Source organism: Mycobacterium sp. (genome assembly GCF_025965855.1).
Classification (GTDB): Bacteria; Actinomycetota; Actinomycetes; order Mycobacteriales; family Mycobacteriaceae; genus Mycobacterium.
The window spans coordinates 1-7488 of the sequence record NZ_JAOPWB010000213.1 but is presented as its reverse complement, the minus strand read 5'-3'; the positions used below and the strand labels follow the sequence as shown (position 1 = coordinate 7488).

The following is a 7488-nucleotide window of genomic DNA, read 5'->3' as shown; positions in this document are numbered from 1 at the left end:
GGACCGATCAGCGGTCGTCCCAGCAGCGCCTGGGTGGGCGCGTTCACCAGGTTCAGCGCGTCCTGCTCCACCGTCTGCAACGGCGATGCGTTGGCGGCCTCGGCGCCGGCATACGCGCTCGCGCCGGCGGTCAAGGTGCGCACGAACTGGTCGTGAAAGGCCTCCAGCTGGGCGCCGACGGCCTGAAACTGCAGCCCGTGCGCACCGAACACCTCGGTAATCGCCGTCGACACCTCGTCGGCGGCCGCGGCAAACATCCCGGTCGTCGGGGTCGCGGCCGCCGCATTGGCCGCGCTGAGCGTTGAACCGATGCCCGCAAGGTCTGTAGCCGCCGCCATCACCAGGTCCGGTGTGGCAATCACAAAGGACATTCCAGCCTCCCACGAGGTTGCTGCGGCAGCAGCCAACGGCAATTGCGCTCGAGAGATGCTGTGAAGAAGCAGATGGTAGCGCGATCCGCAGCTCATCGGCTGCTTTCACTGTTATCCGCCGAACAGCAGGTACAAGCCGGTGAAGGTGTAGCCGACCATGACCAGCATCATGGTCAGCTGCCCGGTGAGCTGATGGCCCGCCGGCAACAGCCGCAGGGCCCTGTCGTGGGCGGCGATCACCGCGAGGATGTGCCCGGTCACTACCGATGCCACCTTGATCCCGGCGAGCACCGGGGGATGCGTCGACAGCACGTAGGCGACGTGAAAGTGTGCCAGCCCCAATAGATTCCAGCCGCGGCCGAACGGATCGGCCAGCGCGAACACGGACTGCTGTCCCCGCTCGACGAGGTAGGACAGGTAGTGCGCGAAGATGTAGCCCACCACGATCGGGATCAACGAATGCGCCATCTGGCCGGGCAGCGCGCGACGTTGCTCGCGGTCGACACCGCCGGCGGCGCGCGCGGCGAGCGAAAAGGTCACCGCCACAACGGAAATGAACACGATCAACCCGACGGTTCGCAACCCCGACGACGACAGCGTCGGCGGCATGCCGAACGCGCGGGAGGTCTGATCGGCGAACCCGCGCCACGTCGGCGACGACGAGAAACTGTCGAATGCCGTCGACCCGAGCAGCACCGCCAGCAGCACGACCACGCCGGGTCGCACGGGCAGCGAAGGGAGGTGATCGAGCGGATTGCCGATGACGATCTTTCCGCTGTTCGCGTCGCGGCGAAACGGGCAGAGGCGCGACACCGCCATGCTGTACACGCCGAACGGGTCGGCCCGGGCCAACCAGCGCTGCCCGCACAACCACGCCCCGGCCAGCATCAGCACGGCATAGCTCAGCAGCCACGCCTGGACCAACGGCAGCGACGCCGAATTCGGGCTGGCCAGCTCCATCCACACGAAGGCCAACAGGCCCAGCGCCGCGGGGCGATAGCCCCAGCCCTCGGGGTAGGACCATCGCGGTCGACCGAGTCGTCGCGGCGTCACGCGCCGCAGCAGCAGATACACCGTGCGCATCGGTGAGATCACCCGCCAGACCGGTCCGAAAAGCAACGACAGCGCCAGCAAGCCGACCCACAACAGCACGTAGAACACCCCGAGCAGTGCATTCGACTCCGACTGGGGCCCCAGGACCCCAGCCAGCACCACCCACACCGCGAACACCAGCGCCAACCCCGCGGCCGTCCAGCGGGTGACCCGGGCATCGACGAAAGAAGTCAGTGCCCAGGGCAACGGGCGGCCGGGCTTTTCCGGATCAAACCTCGGCCGCCGCCACGCGAACGCGACCAGCGCGAAGGTGAACGTCAGCGCCCATGCCGCGCCGACCATCGCGTAGAGGTACGGGACGGGAAGGTCGCCCGACCCGCCCAGACCGTGCGCGAGCACCACCGTCGCGCGACCGGCGCTCACGGTTGCACGTGGATGGTCGCGATCGTGCGGTCCAGGCGATGCAGCTCGACCTCGACGTTGCCGGGCACGTCGACGCTGAACTGAAAAGTTTGGTTGGGTGCCGCCGCGATCTGGAACTTGTGATCGGGCGTCGAGTGCACGTGCAACTCATCGCTGGCGTCGCTGCTGACCCGGAAGGTGATCTGCTGGTGCACCTTGGCCGCCAGGGTGGCATTGGTCGGAGTGACCTGGCCCTTGGCGATGGTGACGTCGACTACCGGGGCCGCCGCGGGGGACTGGGTCTGCGAACCTCCACAGGCGACCAGGGCCCACGCCAGCGCCGCCACCCACGCGGTGACGCGGGTGCAGCGAAGCAGCCTATGAACTGGCACCAAGCTACGCCGCCGTGGATGCCCCGGGCACGGGGTGCTTCTCTTCCTCCACCCGCTTCGGCGCGGTCTCGGCGTTGTTGAGGCGACCGGCGCCCCACGTCAGGGCGGCGATCACCATCAGCGTCAAGAAGAGCACCACGATCGAGCCGGCGGTGAACAGCCAGGCCGGCGCGTTCTGGTCGCGTTCACGCTGCAGGATCGTGACCTCCAGGACGAACGGGCGCGTGCTCGACGCCAGCGCGGGAACCTCGGGTGCCGGGATGGCGTCGTCGGCCGGCTCCCAGATCGGCACGGCCGTCAACGTGTAGCCGTCCTGCACCCGCAGCAGGGTCTTCCACGATCCCCACACCGGAATCGGCTCGGTGGACCGGTAGTGCCCGGGTCCGACCTTCTTGAGCCGGTCGATCACCAGGCCGCGGTTGTTCTCCATCCGCCCCTGCCAGGACAGGATTGTCAGCCACTCCGGGTGGTCGCTGACCATGTCTGCCGGGGTGAGCTGCACGTCCGCCGACACCAGGCGCTGCCCCGGGGGGCTGGGCTCGTCCGTCAACGTGACCGTGGCGGTGTTTTGCCGCGGCACATTGATGTGCAGCCCGTTGGCCACCGCGCCGCCGATCACCAAGACAGTCAGCACCACCGCGGCGATGGCGATCCGCCGGTCCGGGAGGCGTTGGGCGGTGAGGACCATTCCGAACATCGCCCCGCATATCCCGGTCAGCACCGCCACCGGCACCGCCATCGCCAGCGCCTCGCCCCACATCTTCGTCGGCCACGGGTAGTGGTACACCGCCCCGATCCACAGCGACTCCAGCCACAGCCCGACGGTCGCCACGGCCAGGCCGGAGACGGCGCCAAAAGCGATGGGGCGCTTGATCAGTGGGGTCAGCGCCACCAGCTCGACGACCAGCGCGGGGCCCAGATACAGCGGGAACCAGTTGGTCGGCGCCCCCAGGATGGGCCCGACCAGCAGCGCCACCCCGCCCCGCAGTGCGATGGCGAACAATGCCGCCACGATCGCGGCTCCCCGCCCCATCGTGACTCGGGCGGCGACCGCCGCCAGCGCGGCCGCCGCGGCGATCAACATCGGCTGCAGCACCAGGCGGAATTGCGGGACGCCGAAGTCGAACTCGATCTGGTAGACCGACAGGCCGATGAACAGTCCGCCGAAGGACAGGTAGCGCAGGAAGGTGATGAAGACGCCGTGGTAGACGTCCCCGGCCTCTTGGGCCTCGCCCTCGCGCTCCAGCATCAGCGCCGAGAACAGCGAAAAGCAGGCGCCACCGATCATCATCAGATGCGTTGGCCCCCAAAGGGTTACGTCCTGCCCGAAGATCCGGTGCCAGATGTCGTCGAGCGGGAAGCCGATCATCGCATACAGCCCGCAGCCGGCCATCAGCACGCCGCCGACCGGCGCGTACCAGTTACTCGTTATGCGCACCGCCGCCGGGCCGGGCTTGTCGAACGGCAGCACCACCGCCAACATGCCCCCGACGAAGATTCCGAACAGGCCGATGATGATGAAGTAGTGCGCCGGGTTGGCCAGTGGGCCGGGGTCGCGACCATTGCCGATGTGCCAGCTGACGTCCCAGATGAACCCGAACAGGGCACAGATGATCGAGGAGGTGAAGACCAGAACCGGTAGGGCCACCCAGTTGGGCCGGTGGAACTTTTCGCCCAGCCGGTCGGCGATCCGGGTCAGCCACTCGATGCGATGGGTGCGATGGGCATACCCGATCCACAGCATGGCCACCGCTATCACCACCGCGGCGATCGACAGGCCGATTACCTGGTTCAGCCCCGCACCGCGCGCCGGTGCTTCGGCAACAAGAGTCAGTTCCGCCGACTTCATCGTCAACCCCTCCCAACACCGTCCGCTGGCGAGATGTGATCCATCTCGCAGGAAACCGGAATGCCCCGATCGGGGGCTTGTCAATCACGCTTTTCGTCGGCGTCACGTCGCTGCCCGGCCTCGCCGGGCTTGCCGCCGGTGCGGCGGTCCTTCAGCGCGACATACAGAATCACGGCGACGACGACGATCGCAGGCAGGAACGCCGGAATCGCCAGTAGCAGCATGTGATGCGCCACGTACTCGACGTGCGGAGCAGTCATTGTCCAGACATACCCCGGCGGTGCCCATGTGCCCCCATTTTCAGAGGCCGTTACCCTACTTTGAACACCGAATTATTCAGGCCGCCACGACGACGTGGCAGGTGCGGCTGCGTGCGCACACAGAAGATGCAGGGAGTACCTGGTGACTCAAGCGGCAACTCGGCCGACGACCGACGCCGACGATTCGAACGACGACATTCTCGCCGTGGCCCGGCAGCAGGTGCTGGAGGGCGGCCAGGGGCTGGGCCGGGACCAGGTGCTGCGGGTGTTGCAGCTGCCCGACGACCGGCTCGATGCGCTGCTGGCGCTGGCGCACGAGGTGCGGATACGCTGGTGCGGCCCCGAGGTCGAGGTCGAGGGGATCATCAGCCTGAAGACCGGCGGATGCCCGGAGGATTGCCATTTCTGCTCCCAGTCGGGGCTGTTCACCTCCCCGGTGCGCAGCGCCAGGCTGGACATCCCCAGCCTGGTCGAGGCGGCCAAACAGACCGCCAAGTCGGGTGCCACCGAGTTCTGCATCGTGGCGGCGGTGCGAGGGCCCGACGAGCGGTTGATGGCGCAGGTCGCGGCCGGCATCGAGGCGATCCGCAACGAGGTGGAGATCAACATCGCGTGCTCGCTGGGGATGCTGAGCGCCGAGCAGGTGGAGCAGCTCTCGGCGATGGGCGTGCACCGCTACAACCACAACCTGGAGACCGCCCGCTCGTTCTTCCCCAACGTCGTGACCACCCACACCTGGGAAGAGCGCTGGGAGACGCTGTCGATGGTGCGCGACGCCGGCATCCAGGTGTGCTGCGGCGGCATCCTCGGCATGGGCGAGACGTACGAGCAGCGTGCGGAATTCGCGGCCGACCTGGCCGAGCTCGGGCCCGACGAGGTGCCGTTGAACTTCCTCAACCCGCGGCCGGGCACCCCGTTCGGCGACCTGGAGGTACTGCCGGTCACCGAGGCCTTGAAGTCGGTGGCCGCTTTCCGGCTGGCGTTGCCGCGCACGATCCTGCGTTTTGCCGGCGGCCGCGAGATCACCCTGGGTGACCTCGGCGCCAAGCAGGGCATCCTGGGCGGCATCAACGCGGTGATCGTCGGGAACTACCTGACCACGCTCGGGCGCCCCGCCGAGGCGGACCTGGAACTGCTCGAGGATCTGCAGATGCCGATCAAGGCGCTCAACGCCAGCCTGTAAGAGACTGGCAGCCGTGGCGGAAAAACTGGGCGATACGGGCGCTTCGGTCGGCGCCGGCGTCTACAACGTCTACACCGGGGAATTGGGGGGCACCGCCATGCCGACGGCCGCCGAGCTGGGCCTGGAGCCGCCCCGGTTCTGCGCGGAATGCGGACGCCGAATGGTGGTCCAGGTTCGGCCCGACGGGTGGCGGGCGCAATGCTCGCGGCACGGCCACGTGGACTCGGCGGAGATGGAGGCACAGCGGTGACCGAGCACCCCGCGCCGGCGACCTTGGAGCCCGCCGGCGTTCCCCGCGCGACGCGCACGCGCGCGGTCGTCGCGGCGGCGCTGGGAGTGGCGGCGACCGGTGTGGTGATCGGCGGGCTGTGGGCATGGATCGCCCCGCCTATTCGCGCGGTGGTGGCGATCACGCGGGCGGGCGAGCGGGTCCATGACTATCTGGGCAGCGAATCCGGACACTTCTTCGACGCGCCGTGCCTGCTGCTGGGCTTGTTGACGGTGCTGGCGGTGGTGGGCACCGTGCTGGTCTGGCAGCGGCGCGAGCACCGCGGGCCCGCGATGGTCCTCGGGCTGTCGCTCGGCATGGTGCTCGCCGCCGCCGCCGCGGCGGGGACGGGCGCGCTGTTGGTTCGGCTGAGGTACGGCGCACTGAATTTCGACGCGGTCCCGCTGTCGGGGAGGCCGTCGGTGGCCTATGTCACCCAGGCCCCGCCGGTGTTCTTCTCCTTGGATCTGCCGCAGGTGGCGGTCACCCTCATGTGGCCCGCCGGGATCGCCGCGCTGGTGTACGCCCTGCTCGCGGCCGCCGACGCCCGCGACGACCTGGGCGCCCTTCCGGTGGCCGATCGGCCGTCCGGTGCGCTGCCGATGGAGCCCGAAGCCCCGGAGGCCGCCGTCTCATAGCGGCTTTCAAGGGGCCTCACAACGGACGATGCGGAACCTTCCGGCCGGTGAGGACCTTGGCCGCGATCTTGACCAGCCGCGCCATGCCGACATAGGTCATCGGGTTGAACATCGTCGGCCACGCGGTCCTGATCAGGTGCTCCGTCAGCGGCCGGCCGGCGAACCGGTCGGTGAGCCAGCGAAGCGTCATCGGGGCGGAAAGCGGGTGCAGGCAGATGTGTTCGTTGAACGCGTCCCGGTGGTAGGTGACCCGGGCGCCGCCGGCCGAATAGGCGTCGGCCAGCGCGTCGATGTCGTGCACGTCGATCAGGTAGTCGTGCACCGCCTGCACGATCAGCACCGGCGGCGTCGGCACCGCCGCGCCCAGCTTGATGCTGTCGAAGACGTAGCTGACCTCGGGAGTCGCTAGGATTTGTTCGAGCGGCTCGTCGAGGTAGTCGCCCATGTTCTTGCCGGCCATCTTCAGGACCGCTTCCACGGTCGTCATCGTCTCCAGCGAGTCGAGCAGGGCGCGTCCCTCCTCGTTGGTGTGCTCCTTGATGACCCGGTCGAGATCGGGGTAGATATGGGCGAGCGCGGCCACCACCAACGCGGGCAGCCCGGCGAGGAAGCCCCCGTTGAGCCTGCGGAACGTGTGACCGAGGTCGCCGACGGGTGAGCCAAGCACCGCGCCGACGATGTCGAGTTCCGGTGCATACTCGCCGCACATTTCCGCGGCCCACGCACTGGCCAGGCCACCGCCGGAGTAACCCCACAGCCCGATCGGCGCCGACCGCGACAGCCCGAGCCGTTCCGAATTCAGGGCGGCGCGGATCCCGTCCAGCACGCGGTAACCGGGCTCATAGGGCGCGCCCCACGAACCGTGGATGCCTTCGTGGTCGGGCACCGAGACGGCCCAGCCCTCGGCGACGGCGGCGGTGACCAGCAGGAACTCGAACTGGCTGAGCGAGCCGAGGGCCTTCGCCCGGCGCCGCAGCGCGTAGGACGGAAAGCAGCGGGACGTCATGGCGTCGATCGCGCACTGATAGGACAGCAGCGGGCAGGTCTGCCCGGGGGCCAGTTGGGCCGGAAC

At 68.6% G+C, this 7488-nt stretch carries 9 protein-coding genes; 3 read left to right on the top strand and 6 right to left on the bottom strand.

What is annotated here, in order from left to right:
* From JWP83_RS18325 to JWP83_RS18305, 5 genes are all read right to left on the bottom strand, one after another.
* Window positions 1-371: PE family protein (locus JWP83_RS18325; RefSeq protein ID WP_297732658.1), on the bottom strand; the 371-nt coding region annotated here is incomplete at its 3' end.
* Between the two features lie 111 nt (window positions 372-482).
* A complete protein-coding gene (locus JWP83_RS18320) occupies window positions 483-1847 on the bottom strand; it encodes a hypothetical protein (protein ID WP_297732656.1) in 1365 nt (454 codons plus the stop codon).
* The gene (locus JWP83_RS18315; RefSeq protein WP_297732655.1) at window positions 1844-2218 is read right to left on the bottom strand and encodes a hypothetical protein; all 375 of its coding nucleotides are present in this window, start codon (window positions 2216-2218) and stop codon (window positions 1844-1846) included. The genes JWP83_RS18320 and JWP83_RS18315 overlap by 4 nt, the downstream gene beginning before the upstream one ends.
* 4 nt (window positions 2219-2222) lie before the next feature.
* A complete protein-coding gene (locus tag JWP83_RS18310) occupies window positions 2223-4067 on the bottom strand; it encodes a hypothetical protein (RefSeq protein WP_297732653.1) in 1845 nt (614 codons plus the stop codon).
* Window positions 4068-4147: 80 nt separating this feature from the next.
* Window positions 4148-4327 (bottom strand): hypothetical protein, encoded by a 180-nt coding sequence (locus JWP83_RS18305; protein ID WP_297732651.1) that lies wholly within the window; start codon window positions 4325-4327, stop codon window positions 4148-4150.
* 142 nt (window positions 4328-4469) lie between these two features.
* On the opposite strand from JWP83_RS18305, the gene bioB reads away from it, so the two are divergent.
* From bioB to JWP83_RS18290, 3 genes are read left to right on the top strand one after another with little or no spacing between them, the layout of a single operon-like run.
* Entirely contained in the window at window positions 4470-5510 is a 1041-nt protein-coding gene (gene bioB / locus JWP83_RS18300; protein WP_297732649.1) for a biotin synthase BioB, read from the top strand.
* A gap of 13 nt (window positions 5511-5523) precedes the next feature.
* Window positions 5524-5760: a hypothetical protein gene (locus tag JWP83_RS18295; protein ID WP_297732647.1), complete on the top strand. Its 237-nt coding sequence runs from the start codon at window positions 5524-5526 to the stop codon at window positions 5758-5760.
* A 23-nt stretch (window positions 5761-5783) separates the two neighbouring features.
* Window positions 5784-6416 (top strand): DUF2567 domain-containing protein, encoded by a 633-nt coding sequence (locus tag JWP83_RS18290; RefSeq protein WP_297732660.1) that lies wholly within the window; start codon window positions 5784-5786, stop codon window positions 6414-6416.
* A 16-nt stretch (window positions 6417-6432) separates the two neighbouring features.
* Here the strand turns inward: JWP83_RS18290 and JWP83_RS18285 are convergent.
* On the bottom strand, window positions 6433-7488 hold a 1056-nt coding region (locus JWP83_RS18285; RefSeq protein ID WP_297732645.1), incomplete at its 5' end, for a lipase family protein.